The following is a 21,826-nucleotide window of genomic DNA, read 5'->3' as shown; positions in this document are numbered from 1 at the left end:
GTCAGTGCTCTCCTTCTTGTTCGAGTTTCTCTGCGCGCTCCGCCCGGCGGTCCTTCCTGACGACGTACAGCACCGCGGCCACGATGATCAACGCAGGCGCGACCGCCGGAATGGCCAGCACCACAGAGTGATCGGCGAGATAGACGACGTCGGATGCTGCCGTCATACGGAGCTCGAATCCAGCGTCCTGCGTGACACCGATGCTCCCGGGGTCTCGGTACTGATGCGCACTGCGCCCCACGACAGAGCCCAGATCAATGCCAGAGTGCAGACGAGCACAACCAGTGATGCGGCACCGAACAGCCACGCCGGGTGATCGAAGCTCCGCTCACGCTGCAGCAGCGCAGTCTCGCTCTGCAACTGCCGCGTGAACTGGGCGTCGGCCGAGACCTCGGATGCGCCGATGCCGGGATCGGCCGCCATGAAGATCGGTGTTCCCGTCAACGTTCGACCGTCCTGGATTCGCAGGAACGTCTTCCACGTTCCGTGCGCCGGTACCGGACGGGTCGACTGATACATGCCGGGCCCGGTCCGTTCGAGACGATCGACGACCAGACCACGCAGAGTGTCACCGGCTCCCTGCCATGCCAGGATCGCCACCCACTCGGGGTCGTCGGACACCAGATCGGCCGGATCGAGACGGACCGTCGCCGTCACCATGCGGCCACCGTCCTGCGGCGCGGCATCGGCGAGAGTGACCGTCGCCGTTGCGTTTTCCGGTACGTCGATCATCAATCCGTTGGCTGTCGCGCCGCCGAGGACGAGTACCAACGCGACGACGATCGTGCGCCGGACGGCAGGTGCCGGCAGCCCGTCACCGCTGAGCAGTTGCGCGAACAGTCCCGCCGTCAGCCCACACATGACGCCGACGGGTACTGCCATCGCGAGTGCCTCGACCCACATCGACGTCGGCCACGGGTAGACGAATACCGCCTCTATCCACAACGATTCGAGCCACAGGCCCACGGTGGCGGCAGCGAATCCCGCGAGCATTCCGAATGGAAGTCTGTGCAACACGAGCGGAGTGAGACCGACGAGTTCGACCACCACCGCGATCCCGAGGAACAGCGCAAAGACGTTGTGCGGTTCACCCAGAACGGGACCGACGACAAATGCCGTCAGCTCACGAATGACGGCGGCAAATGCGACGACGAACAGAGTCGCGCCCCGTCCCACGACCAGTCGTGCGGCGACGAGTGCGAACGCGCCGGCACCGACGATGAGCATCGGTTGGAACACCAACCGGAACTGCTCGACTCCGAAGTCGAATTCGATCTGGAACACCGACAGTCCGATGAGGAGGCCACCGAAGGCGCTGGCTTTGAGAATCCAGGACAACACCGAGCGTCTAGGCCCCTGCGCAGTTTCGTCCACCTCGTCGGGGGACGTCTGCCGTGCTGCGGCGAGCGCCAGTCTGCCTTCGTGCTCGAGCAGCAGGACGCCGATCAGAGACAGTCCGGCACCGCCGATCAGCATCAGGTGCGTCGGCCCCCACAGCGTGACGTCCTGGCCGAAGATGCGGTGCCAGATGTCATCCAACGGAAAACCGATGAGCGCATACAGTCCACTGCCCGCGATCAGCAGACCGCCCGTGGGCGCGTACCAGGTGCGGGTGATCTTGACGGCCGCACGACCGGGCTTCTCGTCGAGCGGAAGGATGATCGCAAGCGCGCCCGCGATGAACAGGAAGAACAAGCCGACCAGGATGAAGTAGTGGGCCGGGTTGGCCAGTGGTCCCTCGTCGCGCCCTCGTCCGATGTGCAGGCTGACGTCCCAGATGAACCCGAAGAATGCCGTCAGGATCGTCGAGACGAACAGGACCAGCGGAAGCGCAGCCCAGCCGGGCAAGTTCAGTTTCGATCCCGCGTAGTCCGCCAGCCTCGCCAGCCACGTGATGCGGCGAGTGCGGTGCATGAATGCCAGGTACAGCAGAAACAACGACACGACGGCCGCGGCTGCCGTCATACCGAAGACCTGGTCCAGCGCCGCGCCTCCGCTTTCCGACTGAGCAATGACGTTACCCGTCGTCACACTTACATTGACCATAGCGAGAGTATGGACCACAGGCCGCCGTTTCGGTGAAGTTCGGGACAATCGGTGGCTCACTGCTCCTCGATCCAGTCCTACAGAGGGATGTGCGCCCGAGCTCTCGGTGATTGACTCTCGTGCGGAAAGGAGCCATCCGATGAGTAAGTCCATCCCACGCGGCCGCTGGTCGATCGTTCTGTTGGCATGTGCTGGGGCATTGTTAGTAGCCGCGTTCGTTCTCGGACCGGCCGCTCTGCTGCGCGGAAGTTATCCCCAGTTCCAGGATCAGTCCGCCATGAGTGAGCTGCTCGGCCGTGTATTGGTCGAGTACTGGGGCAGCGGTGTTCGCACCTTTCCGCCCGGGTTGGCGGAGATGGTGGACTACTGGTTCGCGTGGCACGCCATCAAGATCGTCATCTCGGTACTGCTGACCGCAGTTCTGGGCCTGCTGGCGGCGACGCTGTGGAGGCGATCTCTGACTGCCGGCATGGGTTACGTGATCGCTGCGAGTACTTCGACCGTGCTGTCTCTGTTTTCGGTGTTCGTCGCCGTGATCAACATCCAGTCGACGGTCGCTCCCGTCGTCGCCCTGCTTCCGATGCTCTCCGACGACACCGCGGACGGGAAGACGGCGCAGTCACTGATCGAAAGCGGTGTGCGGAGCGGAGATACGAGGCCGCCTCTGCTCGAGCTGCTCACGCAGGTCGAGCACTACAACTGGGCGGTGGTCCTCGCGACGGGTGTGGTGATCGCCGTTGTCGGTCCCGCAACCGTGATCGCGTTCCGTCGGTACGCGGCGACGGACACGACAGCCGCTGCTCACCGTCGAATGTTCGTCACCCTCGGTTCACTCGGCGCGGTGATGACGATCGGGATGGCGCTGCTCTTCGTCGCTGCCGTCGTGGCGGTCGTCGATCCGGGAGACGCGCTCCTCGGATCAGTCGGCGTGTAACTACTGCCGGCTGCGGTCGCGGGCACGCGCGCGGAATTGGCCGATCGCGAGGATGGTCAACGCGACCCCCAACAGGGTGAGGGGGATTTGGGCGCGGGGCGCGTCGATATCGAGTACGAGGATCTGCCACACCACCCACCCGATGGTCACCAACCCCACGAACACGACACACGTCGGAGCGTCGTATGCATCGACGAGCACAGCAGCAACCGAGATCAACGATCCGAGTCCGAGAAAAATCAGCACGAACAGCCCGGAGATGCGGTAGTCCCAGGTATGCCACGCAGGGAGCATGTCGACATCCAAGCCCAGTGACCGCCCGGTGGGGTCGGAGGTCAACGACATTCCGTTGAACGTTCCGGCTGCACCCAGCAGGATCAGCAGTGCCACCGTCGATAGCTTGTTCACGGTGACGTCATGTGTTCGTCGTCCTTCGGTTGCGGGAGCAGCGTCGACCCGAGTTGTGACGGGCCCGCACGCATGATCGTTGATTCTGCCAGAATCGGGCCGATCGGTCTTGTTCTTCTGCAGCAGCTCAGGGCGACCGAGTACGTTGTTCGACGCATCGCCGTTGCGAAGGTTGTCGCTGCCGGATTGCCACTGGGTTTGTATCAACGTAGATTGCAGGAAACGGCCGAGCCCGCGCCGCGTATCGCTGTGTGTCACCGCCTTCGGTGGCGTCGGTCTACGGAAGTGAGTGGTGCGTGATGACAACCGAACCGGTAGAGCGAGGCAGCAGCGCCGAGCCCGCGTCCACATCCGCAGCCGCCGTCTCGTCCGAAGTCGCAGGGTACGCACAGGCGCTCGAGAATTTGAGATCGAAGTTGGTGGCCCGGATGGATCTGTCCGTGATCCTGCAAGCCACATGCACAGAGGTGGTTCAGGCATTGACCACCGCGGATCTGGCAGGCATCACACTCCTCGACGAGGACGGCGAGCAGCCGGAGACAGTGGCATCCACTGATCCCCGCGTCAACGACGTCGACGCCGATCAATACCGAAGCAACGAGGGACCGTGCCTGGAGTCGGCCCGCACCCAACAGATGGTCCGGCTGCTGGTCAGCGATGTCGAAGACCGCTGGCCACGATTCGCGAACAATGTGTCCGGTCTCGGCGTCGAGAGCTATCTGTCGGCCCCTCTGACGGTCGACGACCGCCACCTCGGGGCTCTGAACATCTACAGCTACGACCAGCACGGCTTCAGCGATATAGACGAGGCCCTGGTGGGGCTGTTCGTCAGCTCGATCGAAACCGCGGTGATGGTATCTCGACGGGCTCGAACTGCAGAAGAGGAAGTCGACGGGCTTCTGACCGCGATGAAGACCCGTGCACAGATCGAACAGGCCAAAGGAATCATCATGGCGATGCGCGGTATCGGCGCGGATGAAGCCTTCGCATTCCTCTCCGAACAATCCCAGAACCGCAACATCAAAGTCACCGACATCGCCGCCACATTGATCGCCTCGATCAATACCGAAACGCGCTGACTCCATTCGGCACCCCTCGACCGGCAGCCTCGCCGCAACACTCACCGAGCACCTAGAAGAAGACATGACGACTCGATCCGCTGCAATTACGACGCTGGCTGCCGGACTGCTCGCTGCCACAGGCATTCTCACGCCCATCGCCGGCGCGGCACCGGCAACGTCCATCGATGTACTTCCCCGGCTGATCGACGGTGCCGCCGCGGGCTACTCACTGTCCTACACAACCACCGACGAGCACGGCCGTCCCGCGATTGCCCACGGACAGGTCTACTTCCCCTCCGGCACACCACCACCGGGAGGATGGCCGGTCGTGTCGTGGGCCAAAGGGACCGTCGGCGTGGGTGATTTATGCGCCATGAGCACAGCACTCGACGACGGTGCTGCCGAGGACCCCATGGCCGTCGAGCTGTCCAAGCCCCTGCTCACCCAGCTGCTACGAAGCGGCACGGCCGTTGTCTCGACGGACTACATCGGGCTCGGAACCGCCGACGCCCACCACTACCTGAACAGCATCTCGGAGGCCAACGCCGTCACTGACATCGTCAGCGCTGCCGCAGACGAACTACCCGAGCTGTCCCGCACCTGGGTTGCCGCCGGACACTCGCAGGGCGGCGCAGCCGCACTCACCACCGGGGCTCGCGCGGATGCCTACGGGGCGGACACGGACTTTCGAGGGATGATGTCGTTCGCACCGTCGTCGAACCTCGAAGCCGTCCTTCCGCTGCTCTCTCCCACCACTCCTCGCATCGCACCACTCGACAACATCACGGCCACTCTGATCTACGTCCTGTACGGGCTCAGGGACTCTCGGCCGGATCTCGACGTGAACAGCTATCTCAGCGAAGTGGGGCGCGACTACCTGGCGCATGCAGAGGACAATTGCATCAGCGACCTACGACAGAAGGCCAGTGGCGTTGCACCACAACAGCTCCTCGCTCGATCGCTCTCCGACCCCACCATGACCTCGGCTATCCGCGACTACCTATCCGTGCCGACCACCGGTTACACACGGCCGGTGACCATCGAGCAGGGGCTTGCCGATACCGTCGTGCCGCCGGCTCTGACGACCGCCCTCGCTGCGGAACTGGCGGCACAGGGCATCCGCGACGTGACCCACCTGCCCGTGCCCGGTGCCACTCATTACGACGTCATTGCCGCAACCGTCGACGACGCCCTGCCCCGCATACTCGACATGTTGCGCTGATCAGCCACCGACATGCGGTGGACGACGATCACTGCCGAGCACGTAGTCCCGCTGGGTCGCCGAGCCGGCGGCACGAAGGACTGCGTCGAGGGTGGAGGACAGAACGGAGCGATCGATCCCTGCCGCCCATCGAGGCCCAGTGGCAGTGCGATATTCGAGCATCGACACCGCATCACTGTCGTTGCCGGCTCGCACACTCGTCTGCGTCAGACCGAGGATGTCCACGTGCCTGCCATGAGCAGACAACGCGTCGACGAGCGCCTCGACGGGTCCGACTCCCGTGTGTGAAGTCTCGAAGGACGTGCCGTCGATCTTCAACGTGATGCAGGTGTCGGCGGACCCGTCGTCGTCGTGAGAGTCGAAACCGATCAGGGTCACGTCGGGTTCGTCGACACCGATGTACACCTCCTGGAAGACGTCCCAGAGTTGCTCGGCCGACAGTTCGGTACCGATCGAATCCGTGCGGGCCTGCACGTGCCGGGCGAGGTCGATCTGCAGGCGACGCGGAAGTTCGATGCCGTAGTGGGTTTCGAGGAGATACGCGATTCCTCCCTTGCCCGATTGCGAATTCACGCGAATGACCGCGTCGTACGAGCGACCGATGTCGTCGGGGTCGATCGGCAGGTACGGCACCCGCCATTCGATGTCCCGCTCGGAACGGCCTTCGCTCAGCGCCCGAGTGCGATGCTCGACGAAACCCTTCTTGATGGCGTCCTGGTGCGTACCGCTGAAGGCGGTGTGTACGAGGTCGCCGACATACGGATGCCGCGGGTGAATCTCGAGCTGGTTGCAGTATTCGACGGTACGTCGAATCTGATCGATGTCGGAGAAGTCGATCATCGGATCGACACCCTGAGCGTGCAAATTCAATGCGAGAGTGGCGATGTCGACGTTTCCGGTGCGCTCGCCGTTGCCGAATACGCAGCCCTCCACCCGCTGCGCTCCGGCCAGGACGGCCAGCTCGGCGCAGGCAATGCCGGTCCCGCGGTCGTTGTGTGGATGCACCGACAGGATTACGCTGTCTCGTCGCGCAAGGTTGTCGTTCATGTACTCGATCTGGTCCGCATAGACATTCGGCGTCGCGACCTCCACTGTGGCAGGCAAATTCAGGATGACCGGCCGCTGCTGCGTCGCGTCCCACAGAGTCGTCACCGCATCGCAGACATCGAGGACGTAGTCGGGTTCGGTGAGATTGAAGACCTCGGGTGAGAACTCGAATCGCACGTTGGGCAGGTCGCCGGCAAGTTCGAGAACGTCGGCTGCGCCCGAAAGTATCAGTGAGCGAAGCTCGTTGGCCTCCCGGCCGAGCACGACCTCGCGCCACGTCGGAGCCGTGGCGGTGTACATGTGGATCACGACGTCGTTGGTGATTCCGCGGATCGACTCCACGGTTCGCTCGATCAGGTCGCGTCGCGCCGGGGTGAAGACGACCACGGTGACGTCGTCGGGTGCCAGATCGGTGTGTGCCAGCAGCCGCACGAAATCGAAATCGGTCTGCGATGCCGATGGATACCCGACTTCGATTTCCTTGTAGCCCATCGCAACCATCAACTCGAAGAACTGCTTCTTGCGGGCAGGATCCATCGGCTCCGGCAACGCTTGGTTGCCGTCACGCAGATCGACCGGCACCCACAGCGGTGCCTCGGTCAACCGTCGCTCCGGCCAGAGACGGTTGGTCAGCAGAATGTCGACCTTGGCGTAGACGTCACGGTAGCGATGCGACGGCATCTGGGAGTGCCGCTGCCGATTCCAGGTGGGCGCGCCGGCGGGAACGGGTCCGGCGGGAGTGGACAGAGTGGGGAAATCTGTGCGCATACGAGCAATGTAGCACCACTCCTCAGACAAGCTGAGGAGTACTGTTCCACTGTGACCGCGATACGCCGAACCTCGTTGGCCGATCAGGCCGCCGAACTGTTGCATGCCAAGATTCAGTCCGGTGAGTGGCCGGTCGGCACCAAACTGCCAGGTGAAACGACCCTTGCCCCCATGTTCGACGTCGGCCGATCGACGATGCGCGAAGCCATCAGACAACTGGCGGGGCGCGGAATCCTCGTCACCCGGCAGGGATCAGGAGTCTTTGTCGAATCGATCGACGAGGCGCGGACGGACTGGGACAAAGTTCTCCAGCGCGCGCACATCACCGCCGTCCTCGAGGCCCGCCTCGCCATCGAAGGTGAGGCAGCAGCTCTCGCCGCAGCCCGACGCACTCCCGCCGACCTCGACGCGATCCGTCGCTCACTCGAGCTACGCAACACCGCCCGCGCCGACGCGGTCGATCTGGTGGAGGCGGACATGGCTTTTCACCGCTCCATCGTGGTCGCGTCGCACAACGACATCCTGCTCGAACTCTTCGACTCCATGGCTCCGCGGCTACGGACCGCCATGATCGACATGCTGAAGATCAAGGGCGTGTTCGGAGAGGACACAGACCACGACGCCCACACGCACGTCGTCGAGGCAATCGCCGCACGCGACGAGCACCGCGCACACACGCTCACCCGCACACATCTGCGGGAGTTGTCGACGACCATCGCCCCTCCGACGTGAGCACCGGCCGGTCAAGGCTTGTCAGCTACTAACACCGTCCGAGTACAGAATCCGGTGCAGCTGACCGCGCTCACCGCGGTCAGCTGCACCGGATTTTCACCGTTGCGTGGTTGTCCTCGTGGTGTCCGCCAGCGCGCCGACCCTGCTGTCGATCGGTGCCCTCATCGTCGTTGCCGTCGTCCTGCACAACTCGCTGGGTCTCGCGGTGGGTTACGGAATCGGTAGGGCATGCGGACTCGATGTCGCCAGCCGCCGTGCGATCAGCATCGAAGTCGGCATGCAGAACTCCGGCTTGGCAGCGGCGCTCGCCTCGGTTCACTTCTCGCCCGCTGCAGCACTTCCCGCCGCGATCTTCTCGGTGTGGCACAACGTATCCGGATCGCTGCTGGCCAGCTACTGGTCCAGACGGTCGACGGATGCCGATCACCGCCAGGACAGTACCGTCACACGGGACTGAGTCTTGGACGCAGCAAACAGAATTCGTTGCCTTCGGGATCCGCCAGCACGTGCCACGATTCCTGGCCGGTCTGGCCGATATCCACTCGTCTGGCACCGAGGGTGAGCAGTCGTTCGAGCTCGGCGTCCTGATCTCGATCGGTTGCATTGACATCGATGTGCAGTCGAGGTTTCGCCGGCTCGGGATTCTCGCTAGGGATGAAGATTATGGTCGGCTGCGAGCCGCCGAAACCGTCGCGCGCGCCGATTTCGACGGAACCGTCACCCTCCCTGTCCAATACGACGAAGTCCAACACCTCACACCAGAACGTCGCCAAGGCCTCGGGATCGCGACCTTCGAGTACCAATTCACTGATTCGGCATGCCATGAGCGCGAATTTACACCTGCCACGGCGTCGGACATGCCGTGTTCACGGCCTCTTCGCGCGGGAGATGAATCCCCGTCGGCCGAAGGCCCGCAGGCGGTCCCACGCAGTACGCGCGCGCAGGGACGTGGTGGACGCACCCGCGTTGTCGCGCATACCCTGAATGACCTCTCGGGCCACGTCCGGACCATCGATTCGCGGAGTCCAGTCCAGGTCCCGTCGAGCGCGGTCGGTGTTCAACATCGGGGTGGCGAACGCGAGATCGACCCAACCGTGATGGACTGCGGACACGTGGGTCTCGAAGCCGAGGCGCGCAGCAGCGGACAACACCCGAGAGGGCACGGGCACGATGCGCGCACCGAACGCGTCGGCCACGTCGTGGGCTCGCACGGGTGTCGGGCCGCCGAGGTTGTAGGGCCCGGTTGCACGCCTATCCAGCACTCGCACGATGGCATCGGCGACATCGTCGCTGTGTGCGGCCGGAACAGCGAACGACCTGTCGATGGGCAGGATCGGAAGATGATCGACGATTGCCGACGGCACGAGATCGGGCAGGGCGTAACGCAGCAGCGCACTTCCGAACTCGTACTGCCCGATCAGGCCCGGCCTGATTCGAGCGACCGCGACGTCGGGATGTGCGGCCTCGAACTCGTCGAGCACATCCTCGGCGGCGGCCTTGTCCATGCTGTACGTCGACGAAGACACCCCCGTTCTCGGCCACGACTCGTCGACCTTCTCGCCGTACGCCCCTGGTGCGTATACCCCGCCGGAAGACATGTGCACCAGATGAGGAACTCCTGCGTCCGCACAGGCCGTTGCCACCGTGCGCACTGCGTCGACATTGACTGCCCGCAGATAAGCGCGTTCACGCATCGGCTGGAAGGCGATGGCCAGATGAACCACTGCGTCTGCGCCGCGGCACAACGCGCGTAGCTCGTACGGTGCGTGTTCGCCGGTGAGATCCAGCGGAACCCAGTCGACCTGCTCGGCAAAAGGATTGAGGCTCGGCGGACGCCTCGCTACGGCGACAATGGAGTTGCCCGGATGCTCGTCGGTGAGCCTTCGCAGCAGGGCGGTGCCGACATTGCCGGTCGCGCCGATCACTACAGTTCGCATCTCTGCCTCCGAAAATCGACCACAGTCGAAGTGCCCCCTGCACTTCGATCGAAACCACACCGGCTCAGGAGTTTGAGCCGCCATTCTCCCGGGCATCGAATCACCATGAGTGAAAACAACGAACCGACCCTCGACGACGTCATGATCCCCACCGAGGAAGCTCACCCCGACCACAAAGAGCACGCCAAGACGCCGAAGCATCTCGACGACGGCGACCTCGACGCGCGTACCGAGCACGAGCGCAACGAAGTGAACTGACGGCCGAATCGAACGGCCGTCATGGCGGTCGCATTTCCCGGTTTCCACCGAAAAACCCCGGGTATGCGATCGCCATGGCCGATTCAGCAGCATCACCCGCACCCACCGAGGCAGATCCGGACGATCCGCGCAAAGCGGATTCACCCGCCGATCTGACCAAGCCGTCGTGGATCTATGTACTGAAGAAAACCGCCCGTGAGTTCTCCCGGGATCAGTGCACCGACCTTGCAGCTGCTTTGACCTACTACGCCGTGCTCTCGCTCTTCCCCGCCATCCTGGCCATCGTGTCGTTGCTGGGTGTGTTCGGCCAGGGACAGGCCACGGTCGACGGCGTGCTGCAGATCGTCGGCGATCTCGGCCCGCAATCCGCTGTCGACACGTTGCGTCCCACCATCGAACAGCTGGTCCAAGCGCCCACTGCCGGATTCGCGTTGATCATCGGTATCGCAGGCGCACTGTGGTCTGCATCCGGCTACGTCGGCGCATTCGGCCGCGCGATGAACCGCATGTACGAGGTGGACGAGGGACGGCCCATCTGGAAGCTGCGCCCCGTGATGCTTCTGGTCACGCTCATCGCCCTGACCCTGATTGCGCTCGCCGCCGTCATGCTGGCCATCAGTGGCCCCGTGGCCAAAGCTGTGGGCGACGCCGTCGGACTGGGCGACACCGCACTGACGATCTGGAACATCGCACGATGGCCGCTCGTCCTGATCGTGGTGGTACTCGCGGTCGCGATTCTGTACTACGCAACACCGAATGTGCAGCAGCCCAAGTTCAAATGGATCAGTTCCGGTGCCGCGGTCGGCATCATCGTATGGATTCTCGCCACCGTCGCATTCGGCTTCTACGTCGCCAACTTCTCCAGCTACAACAAGACCTACGGCTCCCTCGCCGGAGCCATCGTGTTCCTGCTGTGGCTGTGGATCACCAACTTGGCCTTGCTGTTCGGTGCCGAACTGGACTCCGAACTCGAACGCGGCCGCCAACTCCAGGCCGGCATCGTCGCCGAAGAGCGTCTGCAACTGCCGCCCCGAGACACCCGGGTATCGGACAAGAACGACGAAAAGGATGCGCAGGCTGTCGAGGAGGGTCGCAAATTGCGGGAGGAACACAACCGGACTCCGTGAACATCCCGGACGCCACCGACCGATCGATGAAACAGTTCCGCGTGGTGCGCTGATTCGGTGTGGCGGTTCGAATGACACAGAGAGGCAAGGCAACGTGGCCGAGGAAGAAAATACGGAAGAGTCCCGACGCGCCCACGCCCCGGACTCCGATAGCTTCAGCGCATCGATGTACGGACACCATCTGGAGGGGGTTGCACGAGTCAGCAAGAGGTGTGTGACCGACGCCGGTGTGGACGGAGCCGCGGTCGCCATCCTCACCGACGATGCCGATGCTCGGGATCTGCTGTACGCCACGAATTCCGAAGCTGCCCGCATCGACGAGCTCCAATTCACCACCGGCGAGGGCCCCTGTATCGATGCCTTCGTCACCGGGGTGCCGCAACTGCACCCGGACATCGGTAATCGGCCCGATACCACGGGATGGCCATCGTTCGCGTCGGAAGTTCTTCAGGAGCTCGGCGTGCACGGGGTGTATGCGTTCCCATTGTTCAGTGGCGGTGCTCGACTCGGGGTCCTCGAGCTCTACACCCAGAAGTCCGGAACTATGACGGCACAACAGATCACTGCTGCCCAGGCCGCAGCCTCGACCCTCGGTGACATCGTCGTCAGTGAAGTCGCAGCCCGACCGGACTTCTTCGACGAGTCGACACTTCGCCCACCCGACGGCCCATTCCGCTTCGCTCGGTCCGACATCAACATCGCAGTCGGTGTGTTGGCCGAACGTCTGCATGTGTCGCTCGACGAGGCAACCGCGCGGCTGCGTGCCCGTGCCTACGCCGACGCCCGCTCGATCTCCGCCCTCGCGTTCGACATCGTCCGCGGGGACGGCTTGTTCTACGACGACCCGGGGAGCGCGTGACATCGAAGCCCACCGTCCATCGACCACGAACGTCCGAGTTGACAGCTCCAACAACGAAAGAAGGCCGAACATGCCACCCATCCCTCGCCCGGATCAATCGTCGCCGGCACCCAACGGCCCGACCGGAGCTCGCGATACGAGAGCCCAAACCGGGGATTTCCTGACCACTGCGCAAGGCGTACGTCTACCCGACACCGATCATTCGCTCAAGGCGGGCGATCGAGGCCCGACGTTGCTCGAGGACTTCCATCTTCGCGAGAAGATCACCCACTTCGACCACGAGCGAATTCCGGAGCGCGTCGTGCACGCACGCGGTGCCGCCGCACATGGAACGTTCGAGTCCTACGGGTCGGCGAAGACCGTGACCAAGGCAGGATTTCTCGCCCAGAAGGGTAAGCGGACACCGGTTTTCGTGCGGTTCTCGACCGTTCTCGGATCGCGTGGTTCCGCCGACACCGTCCGCGACACCCGCGGTTTCGCGGTCAAGTTCTACACCGACGAAGGAACCTTCGACCTGGTCGGGAACAACATGCCCGTCTTCTTCATCCAGGACGGCATCAAGTTCCCCGACATCATTCACGCCGGCAAACCGCAGCCCGATATCGAACTGCCGCAAGCGCAGTCGGCACACGACTCGTTCTGGGACTTCGTCTCGCTGCACACCGAGGCAACTCACCACGTCATGTGGAACATGAGCGATCGAGGTATTCCGCGGTCGTATCGCACGATGGAAGGCTTCGGCGTCCACACGTTCCGCCTCGTCGCCGAGAACGGCGAGACCAGGCTCGTGAAATTTCATTGGAAGCCACTCGCCGGAGTGCATTCACTGGTGTGGGAGGAAGCCCAGATCGCCGCGGGCGTCGATCCGGACTTCCACCGACGCGACATGTCCGACGGCATCAAGGCCGGTGCCCCACTGGAATACGAATTCGGAATCCAGGTCATGCCCGACGACGGCACCGAGACCTACGAGGGCATCGATCTGCTCGATCCCACGAAAATCGTTCCCGAAGAACTGGTTCCGGTGCAACCCATCGGCAAGCTCACCCTCGACGCGAACCCCACGAACTACTTCGCCGAAACCGAGCAGGTCGCGTTCCACACGGGCCACCTGGTGCCGGGCATCGAAGTCACCAACGACCCGCTGATGCAGGCGCGTCTGTTCTCTTACCTGGACACCCAGATCACGCGTCTCGGCGGCCCCAATTTCTCGCAACTGCCGATCAACCGACCGCATGCACCTGTCAACGACATGCTGCGAGACGGTATGCACCAGACCGCCGTTCACACCGGCCTTGCCCCATACCTCAGCAACTCCGTCGACGACGGAGAACCAGCGGTAGCAGGTGAGAAGGACCACGGTTACGTGCAAACCGAACGCCTCATCGAGGGACGCGCAGTACGAGCGAACCCCGCATCCTTCGACGACCACTTCACCCAGCCCACCATGTTCTATCGCAGCCTCAGTGCGGTCGAGCAGGATCACCTCGTCGAGGCATTCACGTTCGAGCTGGGCAAAGTGTTCGAGCAATCGATCAAAGAACGTGAACTCGAGGTTCTCTCGAACGTCGATGCCGACCTGTGCGAGCGCGTCGCCGCCGGCCTCGGCCTACCCGCACCCGTCGGCACACCCGCTGAGGACGTATTGCTCTCCCCCGCACTGTCTCAGATCGTCGAGGCTCCGGGACCGATTGCCGGACGCAAGATCGGCGTCATCGCCGACGCCGGATCGGACCTGTCCGGAATCGGCAAGCTACGGACGGCAGCCGCGCGCCGCGGTGCCACAGTGCACGTCATCGCTGCGGCCGGCGGCATCCTCGGTAAAGGCATGCGCACTCAGGTGGTCGAACGAACATTCCTCACAGTTCGTTCGATCGAGTTCGACGCCTTCGTCGTCGCGGGCGGAACAACACCGACCAACGACATCAAGCTGATCCTGCTGCTGCAGGAAGCATTCCGTCATTGCAAAGCGATGGGTGCCTGGGGCGACGGTACGGCACTGCTCGAGCAGGCCGGAATCGGTGCCGACGACGCAGGCGTCGTCATCGGCGAGACAGCGGTGAAAGCGTTCAACGACGCGTTGCTCGCTGCGGTCGGATTGCACCGGGCCTGGGATCGTGCCCCCGCGGTGATGGCGTCGAACATCCCGCCTGCAGTCCCCGACAAGCCTGCTCGTAAGCGGGCAGCCAAGGCCAAGGCAAGGAAGTAGGGCTACCCCGACTGGGGCTCGGTCAGCATCGCTGCAATGTCGTCCAACTCGAAGTACTGGGCGATTGCGTGCGCCGATCGAGCCCCGGCTGCGGGGTCCGCGCCTGCCTTCAGCAACATCCTCACAATGGGCGTCGACCGACGAAACACCGCGGCCGCCAACGCTGTTTGACCGTTGTCGTTCACGCGATCCACCGCAGCCCCCAGCGTCAGAAGCATGCTCACCGCACCTGGTTGTACGTGATACGCCGCCAGAATCAACAGTGTGTCGCCCTTGTCGTTGGTCAGGTCGACGGACCCTCCGGCCTCGAAAAACGACTGCAACCACGAGGCATCACCGCTGCGCGCGCAGTCGAATGCATGCCGAAACACAGCCAGAACATCGTCGTCCAGAACATCGCCGTCGTCCACCAACACATGATTCCCCGAGCGACGAGATTCAACCGAGGCATCGTCCGATCCAAGTCGACGGTGAACGGCACGCATCGTGGTCACCGGTCCAAAGTGAAGTACATCAGCGTGATGCGTTGCCGCATGACAGTGAGGTACATCGCGGCAATGAACACCCCGGGCCCCATCGCAGCTGCTTCGCCGGTGATGAGCCGAACCGGCCGAGGGTTCGTACGCTGGTCGTAGTCCAGTGCTGCGTGGTGCCCGTCCTGGGCGGTCGTGATCGCGAAGTCACCGAATGTGCGGGGTCGTCGGCGACCGATCCACAGGTTGGTTCCAGTGTTGCCGTCGAATCTCTTGCCGCGCCATATCGGGCGCGCGAGCATCGCGACGATGGAGGTGATCGGAGTGCGCAGCATGCCCGGAAGTCGTTGCAGAGCAATCAAAGACACTATTCTTCCGGTGTAGTCGCCGGCAAGGACGACGGGTGACGGCGAGGCGTTCATCAGCGACGCCAGATCGGCGAAGCCGAGACCGTCACGAGATGTCGGTATCGGAGCAGTGGCGTCGACGAGGCTGTGCAAGCGAATTGTGTTGTCTTTCATCGGATTCTCCTGACAGGTGTTCTAGAGCCCAGAGGTTTCTGGGCATCGGTGGATCTGGTGGCTGATGCGTTCGGCCATTGCGGCGATGGTCATGGCGGGCGGAATGCCCGGCGCGGACGGCAGTATCGACCCGTCGGCGACGAAAAGTCCGGGATAGTTGTGAACCTGCCCGGAGGTGTCGACCACGCCGTTCGTCGGCGACTCGGCCATCGGTACTCCACCGAGTGGGTGGACCGAAGCCAGACGCGTGCTGCCGCGACCGAAAGGCGCATTGACGATCGTGCGTTTCGCCCGGTAGCCCGACGCGATCGCCGTGGCGTGCTCGGCGAGTCTCTCGAACAATTCGGAATCGTCGTCGCGGTTGGTGCCGAGGTGAAGATTGCGCCCGTCGTAGGTGGCCTCCGACGCGATACGGTCCGCGCCCATACCGATCAGCAGGGCAGTTCGTGGCAGCAATCTCGCCACCGCGGCGGACGGGGCCATGTGGTGCAGGCGAAGCCCCACCTCGGCAGTGAGGAAATCACGTCGGCCCTCCGCGGTCAGATACGCAGTGATCGGCGGTCCTGCAACGGAATCGACTCGCTGCGCGGTCCGATGAACCACGGTCACCATGTCCCCGTTGGGGGTGAAGCCACGTCCCAGGGCGGAGCTGACAAGGGGCAGCGTTCCGAGCCGGTCGCGAGCGTCGAACAGGAGCCGCATCGTTCCCAGCGTTCCCGCCGACAGGATCAATCGAGGTGCAGATTCGACATAGCTGCGACCGCGTTCGTGGTCTCGGTACCGCACCTGCCATCCGCCGTCGGGTGTCTGCGACATGGCGACGACCTCACTCATGGCCCGCAACTCGGCTCCGCGACGCAGCGCCATCGGCAGATAGGTCGTTCCCATCGTCGCCCTACTCGGTTTGCCATGGGGATGGCTCGTGAGAGCCAGATCGGGAAAATGCACCGGGCCCAGTCCCGCTGCGGTCACGGCGCGGTCGAATGCGCGCGCCTTCTGCGGAATCGGCGCAACCGGACGTGGGGCGAGCATTGTTCGGACCGCGTCGATATGTGGCCGCATCTCGGCTGCGTCGATGCAGTCGGGGAAAGCGTCGAGGTAGGCGTCCGGTGGTGGCACCTGCATGTCGGTGTAGACGAGAGATCCGCCGCCGACCCCGCTGGACACCACACAGGTCAACCGGTCGAACTGATGTAGCTCGTACAGTCCGTGACGGCGGACTCCGACAGACATACTGCGTGACCGAGTGGAATATCGGATCCCTCGCACCATATGCAATGGGCCCGTCCGACCCGATGCGGGAACCCGGTCGCCATCCCACCATGCCCCACGTTCGAGAATCAGAACCCGGTGGCCGCCTTCTGCCAGTCGTGCTGCAGTGACCGCACCGCCGAATCCAGACCCGACGACTATGGCGTCCCACGTGGGCTTCGTCATGAACCCACACGACCGTTCACGCTGCCCTGCGCGGTGAGAGCACGACCGTCGAATCGATCGAACTCGTGCCACATCTTCTTCGGGGACACCCGACGTCGCAGTGCCAACGACAACGCCGAGACAACGGCCCCGACCAAGTAGGTTCCCCCGACAATCAGTTCGTCGACCACGCGACTTCCCGGTACCGAATGCCCGCGCATCCGGCGAATCAGCGCTTCTGCGGTATTGCCGGATACGTTCAGCAGCGTCATGACTCGAACGACGGTATCGAGGTCACGGATTCGCTGTGGGCTGTACCGGTTTTCCATCCGACGTTCGAGGGCCTCGTCAGCACGACCGAGACCGTTCGCCGCTCGGCTCTGCGCCCACACCACCGCGATCAAGACATCGTCGGTCGCGTCGGCCGGATCCAAGCCGACCAGCCGCGCCAATCCGTCGCGGTCCGCGCCGGAGGTGATCGCGGCATCGTCGTGCATGAAAGCGCAGAACTTGCAGTCGTTGACCATCGCAACGGCGAACATGACCTGCTCACGCAGCAGCGGGTCGACGCCAGTCGGTGTCCAGACGGTGACAAGGCTGCGTCCGCGCCTGAGAAGAGTGCCGACATCACGCGTCATGGCGGCCGCAGTGAACGTGCGTTTACGGAAAGGGGGCACTACGTCGGTGTGCCGACCGGGTTGAGCTGCCATGTTCGCCACTTCCTTCGATCGATGCGAAGCGCAATGTAATCACCGATAACATTTCGATCGGTGATCGCACAGTAGGCGCTGTCTGCCTAGACTGTCAACGGGGCACGGGAAGACAGGATCGGGAGGAGTGGTCACAGTGGGCGGAGCAGCTGCACCATCGCGTCGAGAAGCTCGACGTAAGGAGACCGTCGACGAGATCAAGACGCGGGCTCGTGCGCATCTGGCCGAACACGGGCCGGGCGGGTTGTCCTTGCGTGCTGTCGCACGGGAAATGGGAATGTCCTCGGCGGCGATCTACCGGTACTTCGACAACCAATCGGCCTTGATCGGAGCGCTCTGCATCGACGCATACACCGCGCTCGGCGACTCCATCGACGCTGCTCGAACCGACGCGGACCCACATGATCTGCAGGCCCAGTGGTGGGCCATGGGCCACGCAATCAGACAGTGGACGCTCGCCCACCCCCACGATTTCGCGCTGATCTTCGGAACCCCCATCGCCGGCTTTCACGCCGACGCCGCAGTGACCGGCCCGGCAGCAAGCCGCGCACTACTTTCACCGATGGTGGTCTATCTCGCTGCGGTCGAGAACGGATCGGCAGACCTGACTCGGTGCCAGATCCCCGAACTGCTCGAGCCCGGCGATCTCGGGACCTATTTGCTCGATCTGCAGGAGACTGCTCTCGCGAAAAGTATCGACCGCCAACACCTTCTGCGCATAGCGGCGGTAGGACTCAACGCCTGGGCGTCGATCTTGGGTTTTCTCGTCTCCGAACAGTTCGGCAATTTGCCACGCCTGGTCTCGAGTGTGGACGCGCTCTACGACTCACACCTCCGGACGGTGTTGTGCGGGATGGGGTTCGACGTGCTACCAGCGACTGCGTGAGTGCCGTGCACGGAGCGAGACCTCGCGTACGGACCCAACGACGTGGGAGAATCGTGTGGTCCACGGACATGCAGCGTCTGTCGCGTCCGACAAGGTTGGGGGGAGCATCATGACCGGTCCGGTTGCTCAAGGTAGTGCGATGAAGCGGCGAAACCCCGTTGTCGTGTGGATCCTGTTGCCGCTCATCACTCTCGGCATCTACCACTTCGTCTGGTACTACCTCATCCACCGTGAGATGGCGGACTTCGACCGACGCAAGGTCGACCCGCCGGTCGTCGGACCACTGCTGGTTCTGCTCCTCCTCGGCTGGACCATCATCGCGCCGTTGATCAGCTACTACAACACAGGAAACCGCATCGCCGACGCCCAACGCGCGGCCGGCCTTCAGCCGACGTGCAGCTCGGTCGTCGGACTTCTGCTCACGTTCGTCTTCGGCCTGCAGTCCCTGTACTACCAGCTGGAACTGAACAAGATCACGGCCCGATACAACGACGTACCGCCGGGAACCGTTGTGCCGCTCGCGGTGTGAATCGCGAAACCGAAACCACGAAAAGGACCCGATGACCACCCTCCATCACGCACCGCTCTCACGCGTCGATCCGAGCACTCTGTACCGCATCTTGGCCCTTCGAGTCGCGGTATTCGTACACGAACAGAAGATCGTCGACGAGGCCGAACTCGATGGCGCGGACCTACTTCCGACGACCGAACTGTTCTGGATCCAGGACGAGAACAGCGAGGTGTTGGCCACTCTCCGAGTGCTCGTCGACGACACGGTCCACATCGGCCGCGTCGCGACCGCGACTGCCGGCCGTGGCCGCGGATATGCCGGACAGCTCGTCGAGGCCGCCCTCGAGGCATACCCCGGGGTGGTCGAGATGTCCGCGCAAGCTCACCTCGAAAAATGGTACGGGCGATTCGGATTCACTCGAGTGGGAGAGCAATACCTGGAAGCGGGAATCCCGCACGTGAAGATGTCCACCCATCCCAGCTGAATCAGCCCAGTATCGGTGCGTGTGCAACTTGCGCTCCACTCTGTGCCCCAAGTCGGGGAATCCTCGCGACCGAGGCGTCGAGTGGAGCGTCAATTGCTCAGGGTCGGCTCCGTGGGTGCGAGGCCGCGACGATCGATCCCCCGAGCACCAGTGCATTGCCGAGCAGAATGCCCGTCACCCCGAACGGGCCGGCGAGTGCGCCGACCGTCAGTGGGATGAGGATCTGGGCCGATCTGTTGGCCGACATCCGCAATCCCAACGCCTCTCCCTGCGTGGATTTCGGCACGATCGACACCACCCACGACATGGTCAGTGGCTGCGGAATACCCAACGCGATGCCGAGTGCAATCATGACTCCGATGGCTCCGACGGCCTGTACGAATGGCAGCACGGCGAGAGCGGTCGCGCCCGCCGCCAGCGAAACATTCAGCAGCACAGTGCGACCGAACTTCGCGTCGAGTCTGCCCAGCCCCACTCGGCTGACCACCGACACCCCGGCACGCAACGCCAGCAGCCACCCCACCGTCGTCACCGACACCCCACGCTCGACGGCCCACGCGGGCACGAAGGCATAGAGCAGATCGACCGTCACGAGCACCGCGCCGCTGACCGTCAACGATTGCCACATACCCGGCAGCTTCAGCAATTTCAGCCCCGACGCTTCCCCTTCGGCAGGCTTCTCGGCACGAATGTGGTTGCGGCCGAGCATCAAGAACAGTGCGGTGGGGAGCGCGACCGCGGTGAAGGCACCGGCAGTGAGGATGCCTGCCGTCGTGTTCGGGCTCTCGATGCTCGCGCCGCCGAATCTCGACGCGACGGCCGTCACGGCGAGCGGCCCCACCAACTGACCCATCGACGCGGCGGCAGTCAGTGCGCCGAAGGCACTTTCGTTCTTGCCGTCGACGTGGACGTGTGCAACGAACGCCTGCTGCCCGATCATGATGAGCAGATTGCCCAGTCCGAACGCAGCCGTGCACACGAGCAACGCCCACATTGCCGAAAACGTGACGAGTACACCGGTTGCGATCGAGCACAACACGATTCCCGAAACGATCACCACCGGCCCGCCGAACCTGTCGGCGATGCGCCCGATCGGCAGGGCCGCCAATACTGCGGGCGCAGCGAAGAGTGCCGCAATCACCGCAAGCGTTCGAGTGTCGGCACCCTCGGCGATCGCCCGATAGCCGATCATCAACCGCACCCCGACCCACCCGGCCTGCGCAGTCGTCGCCTGAACGGTCAGAGCAATGGAGTCACGAGAAGGCATCAGCGCAAGGGAATTTCGTCGGTGCCTCCGACCAACCTCGACACGTCGTTGATGTCGTCGCGCACCGCCCCGTACCGATCGGGATCGAGGTGGAAGATCGCCAACTGCAGTGCGTACGCAATGGCGATGGGAATGATGAGAGTGTTGTACTCGGAATCGTCTCCCCGTTGCGCGACGAGGAGATGCGTCGGCGCGGGCCTGAAGTGATATCCCGGCGCGTCGCTGATCAGGATCGACGTGCCGCCGCGTCGTTCCGCTTCACGGACCAACGCGGGCAGCTGAGACGGTGCCTCGCGCAGTGCGAATGCGATAAGAACGGAGCCCTCGGTGAAGCTGACGAACCGCTCGGCGAGGTCCTTCCCTCCGAGACCGAGCTCGACGACCACCAGGCCGAGTCTGCGGAGCCGTCGTGCCAGCATGTCCAACGCGGGCCGCTCGTCGGCCTTGGAAAACAGGTAGACCACCCGCGAACGGTGAATGGCTGTAGCCACCTCCACCAACTGCTCCTGTGGGATGAAACTCGACAATCGTTCGAGAGCACGCGCTTCGTCGCGAGCGAACACGGCAAGCTCGTGACCGGTGTCGCTCCTCATCAGTGCCGATGCCGCAACCGGTTCGAGGCTGTCGCGCTCCAGGTCGGCACGAAGGTCGGGGAAGCCGCTGTAACCGAGCTTCTGCGCAAGACGCACTACCGTCGACTCATGCGTCTGCGCACGGGCTGCGACCGGGGCCGCCCGCAGACTCGACGGTTCGGGCTCACCGAGAAGTACTGCGATGACACGTTTTTCGGATGCGCTGAGCGATTTCCCGCTGCTGGCAACCACTGTTCGGAAGCTCATACCCTCCACTTTCCACTGTGTCTGTTGACACACTCAACCACAATCCTGTAAACCTGTGCAAGATTGCAAGTGACGTGAAGCACAGCAATCCGGCCGACCCCTCCAGGCCAC

General features: G+C 63.5%; 24 protein-coding genes and 1 pseudogene. 12 read left to right on the top strand and 13 right to left on the bottom strand.

The window, feature by feature from the left end; all coding sequences use genetic code 11:
• Nucleotide 1: 1 nt before the first annotated feature.
• Nucleotides 2-166: a hypothetical protein gene (locus tag CH266_RS25610; protein WP_167326471.1), complete on the bottom strand. Its 165-nt coding sequence runs from the start codon at nt 164-166 to the stop codon at nt 2-4.
• Nucleotides 163-2,046, bottom strand: a complete 1,884-nt coding sequence (locus CH266_RS24310) for a hypothetical protein (RefSeq protein WP_094716330.1) — start codon at nt 2,044-2,046, stop codon at nt 163-165. The genes CH266_RS25610 and CH266_RS24310 overlap by 4 nt, the downstream gene beginning before the upstream one ends.
• Nucleotides 2,047-2,185: 139 nt before the next feature.
• Here CH266_RS24310 and CH266_RS24305 point away from each other — a divergent pair, with 139 nt between their 5' ends.
• Nucleotides 2,186-2,980 (top strand): hypothetical protein, encoded by a 795-nt coding sequence (locus tag CH266_RS24305; protein WP_094716329.1) that lies wholly within the window; start codon nt 2,186-2,188, stop codon nt 2,978-2,980.
• On the opposite strand, the gene CH266_RS25990 is transcribed toward CH266_RS24305, so the two are convergent.
• A complete protein-coding gene (locus tag CH266_RS25990) occupies nt 2,981-3,646 on the bottom strand; it encodes a hypothetical protein (protein WP_239535040.1) in 666 nt (221 codons plus the stop codon).
• 41 nt (nt 3,647-3,687) lie between these two features.
• On the opposite strand from CH266_RS25990, the gene CH266_RS24295 reads away from it, so the two are divergent.
• A complete protein-coding gene (locus CH266_RS24295) occupies nt 3,688-4,467 on the top strand; it encodes a GAF and ANTAR domain-containing protein (protein WP_094663561.1) in 780 nt (259 codons plus the stop codon).
• Between the two features lie 64 nt (nt 4,468-4,531).
• Nucleotides 4,532-5,671, top strand: coding sequence for an alpha/beta fold hydrolase (locus CH266_RS24290; protein ID WP_094716328.1), 1,140 nt, complete (start codon nt 4,532-4,534; stop codon nt 5,669-5,671).
• Here the strand turns inward: CH266_RS24290 and CH266_RS24285 are convergent, their stop codons facing one another.
• Nucleotides 5,672-7,486, bottom strand: a complete 1,815-nt coding sequence (locus tag CH266_RS24285; protein WP_176457197.1) for a 2-isopropylmalate synthase — start codon at nt 7,484-7,486, stop codon at nt 5,672-5,674.
• A 51-nt stretch (nt 7,487-7,537) separates the two neighbouring features.
• On the opposite strand from CH266_RS24285, the gene CH266_RS24280 reads away from it, so the two are divergent.
• Both CH266_RS24280 and CH266_RS24275 read left to right on the top strand, forming a co-directional pair.
• Nucleotides 7,538-8,218 (top strand): FadR/GntR family transcriptional regulator, encoded by a 681-nt coding sequence (locus CH266_RS24280; protein WP_094716326.1) that lies wholly within the window; start codon nt 7,538-7,540, stop codon nt 8,216-8,218.
• 118 nt (nt 8,219-8,336) lie between these two features.
• Nucleotides 8,337-8,675 (top strand): bile acid:sodium symporter family protein, encoded by a 339-nt coding sequence (locus tag CH266_RS24275; RefSeq protein ID WP_217901024.1) that lies wholly within the window; start codon nt 8,337-8,339, stop codon nt 8,673-8,675.
• On the opposite strand, the gene CH266_RS24270 is transcribed toward CH266_RS24275, so the two are convergent.
• Complete coding sequence (locus tag CH266_RS24270) at nt 8,662-9,042, bottom strand: VOC family protein (protein WP_032406103.1); 381 nt, start codon at nt 9,040-9,042, stop codon at nt 8,662-8,664. The genes CH266_RS24275 and CH266_RS24270 overlap by 14 nt on opposite strands.
• Nucleotides 9,043-9,084: 42 nt before the next feature.
• Nucleotides 9,085-10,155, bottom strand: coding sequence for an NAD-dependent epimerase/dehydratase family protein (locus tag CH266_RS24265; protein ID WP_094716325.1), 1,071 nt, complete (start codon nt 10,153-10,155; stop codon nt 9,085-9,087).
• Nucleotides 10,156-10,260: 105 nt separating this feature from the next.
• Between CH266_RS24265 and CH266_RS25605 the strand changes: the two genes are divergently transcribed.
• The 4 genes from CH266_RS25605 to CH266_RS24250 all read left to right on the top strand — a co-directional run bounded on the left by CH266_RS25605 (nt 10,261) and on the right by CH266_RS24250 (nt 14,608).
• Entirely contained in the window at nt 10,261-10,413 is a 153-nt protein-coding gene (locus CH266_RS25605) for a hypothetical protein (RefSeq protein ID WP_169879414.1), read from the top strand.
• A 74-nt stretch (nt 10,414-10,487) separates the two neighbouring features.
• Nucleotides 10,488-11,540, top strand: coding sequence for a YihY/virulence factor BrkB family protein (locus CH266_RS24260; RefSeq protein WP_032367019.1), 1,053 nt, complete (start codon nt 10,488-10,490; stop codon nt 11,538-11,540).
• A 214-nt stretch (nt 11,541-11,754) separates the two neighbouring features.
• Nucleotides 11,755-12,399, top strand: a complete 645-nt coding sequence (locus CH266_RS24255; protein ID WP_176457196.1) for a GAF and ANTAR domain-containing protein — start codon at nt 11,755-11,757, stop codon at nt 12,397-12,399.
• 70 nt (nt 12,400-12,469) lie between these two features.
• On the top strand, nt 12,470-14,608 hold the full coding sequence (locus CH266_RS24250; protein ID WP_032371766.1) for a catalase: 2,139 nt from the start codon (nt 12,470-12,472) through the stop codon (nt 14,606-14,608).
• Between the two features lie 2 nt (nt 14,609-14,610).
• Here the strand turns inward: CH266_RS24250 and CH266_RS24245 are convergent, their stop codons facing one another.
• From CH266_RS24245 to CH266_RS24230, 5 genes and pseudogenes are all read right to left on the bottom strand, one after another.
• A complete protein-coding gene (locus tag CH266_RS24245; protein ID WP_255176006.1) occupies nt 14,611-15,018 on the bottom strand; it encodes an ankyrin repeat domain-containing protein in 408 nt (135 codons plus the stop codon).
• Nucleotides 15,019-15,098: 80 nt separating this feature from the next.
• On the bottom strand, nt 15,099-15,602 hold the full coding sequence (locus CH266_RS24240) for a hypothetical protein (RefSeq protein ID WP_141214572.1): 504 nt from the start codon (nt 15,600-15,602) through the stop codon (nt 15,099-15,101).
• A gap of 21 nt (nt 15,603-15,623) precedes the next feature.
• Nucleotides 15,624-16,835: a GMC family oxidoreductase gene (locus CH266_RS24235; RefSeq protein WP_179284572.1), complete on the bottom strand. Its 1,212-nt coding sequence runs from the start codon at nt 16,833-16,835 to the stop codon at nt 15,624-15,626.
• Nucleotides 16,836-16,928: 93 nt separating this feature from the next.
• A pseudogene (locus CH266_RS26080) lies at nt 16,929-17,039 on the bottom strand (NAD(P)-binding protein); the annotation flags it as partial.
• Nucleotides 17,036-17,728, bottom strand: coding sequence for a carboxymuconolactone decarboxylase family protein (locus tag CH266_RS24230; protein WP_094732939.1), 693 nt, complete (start codon nt 17,726-17,728; stop codon nt 17,036-17,038). The gene CH266_RS24230 and the pseudogene CH266_RS26080, both read right to left, overlap by 4 nt.
• A gap of 136 nt (nt 17,729-17,864) precedes the next feature.
• Between CH266_RS24230 and CH266_RS24225 the strand changes: the two genes are divergently transcribed.
• The 3 genes from CH266_RS24225 to CH266_RS24215 all read left to right on the top strand — a co-directional run bounded on the left by CH266_RS24225 (nt 17,865) and on the right by CH266_RS24215 (nt 19,609).
• On the top strand, nt 17,865-18,614 hold the full coding sequence (locus tag CH266_RS24225) for a TetR/AcrR family transcriptional regulator (protein ID WP_052066810.1): 750 nt from the start codon (nt 17,865-17,867) through the stop codon (nt 18,612-18,614).
• 139 nt (nt 18,615-18,753) lie between these two features.
• Complete coding sequence (locus CH266_RS24220; protein ID WP_230073142.1) at nt 18,754-19,143, top strand: DUF4234 domain-containing protein; 390 nt, start codon at nt 18,754-18,756, stop codon at nt 19,141-19,143.
• Between the two features lie 31 nt (nt 19,144-19,174).
• Nucleotides 19,175-19,609 (top strand): GNAT family N-acetyltransferase, encoded by a 435-nt coding sequence (locus CH266_RS24215; protein ID WP_032406096.1) that lies wholly within the window; start codon nt 19,175-19,177, stop codon nt 19,607-19,609.
• 97 nt (nt 19,610-19,706) lie between these two features.
• On the opposite strand, the gene CH266_RS24210 is transcribed toward CH266_RS24215, so the two are convergent.
• Entirely contained in the window at nt 19,707-20,876 is a 1,170-nt protein-coding gene (locus tag CH266_RS24210) for an MFS transporter (protein ID WP_052053510.1), read from the bottom strand.
• Nucleotides 20,876-21,715: a MurR/RpiR family transcriptional regulator gene (locus CH266_RS24205; protein WP_080729394.1), complete on the bottom strand. Its 840-nt coding sequence runs from the start codon at nt 21,713-21,715 to the stop codon at nt 20,876-20,878. Before CH266_RS24205 ends, CH266_RS24210 begins: the two co-directional genes overlap by 1 nt.
• Between the last annotated feature and the right edge of the window lie 111 nt (nt 21,716-21,826).

The organism is Rhodococcus sp. 06-1474-1B (assembly GCF_002258885.1).
GTDB lineage: Bacteria > Actinomycetota > Actinomycetes > Mycobacteriales > Mycobacteriaceae > Rhodococcoides > Rhodococcoides fascians.
This window is presented reverse-complemented; position numbering and strand designations above follow the sequence as displayed.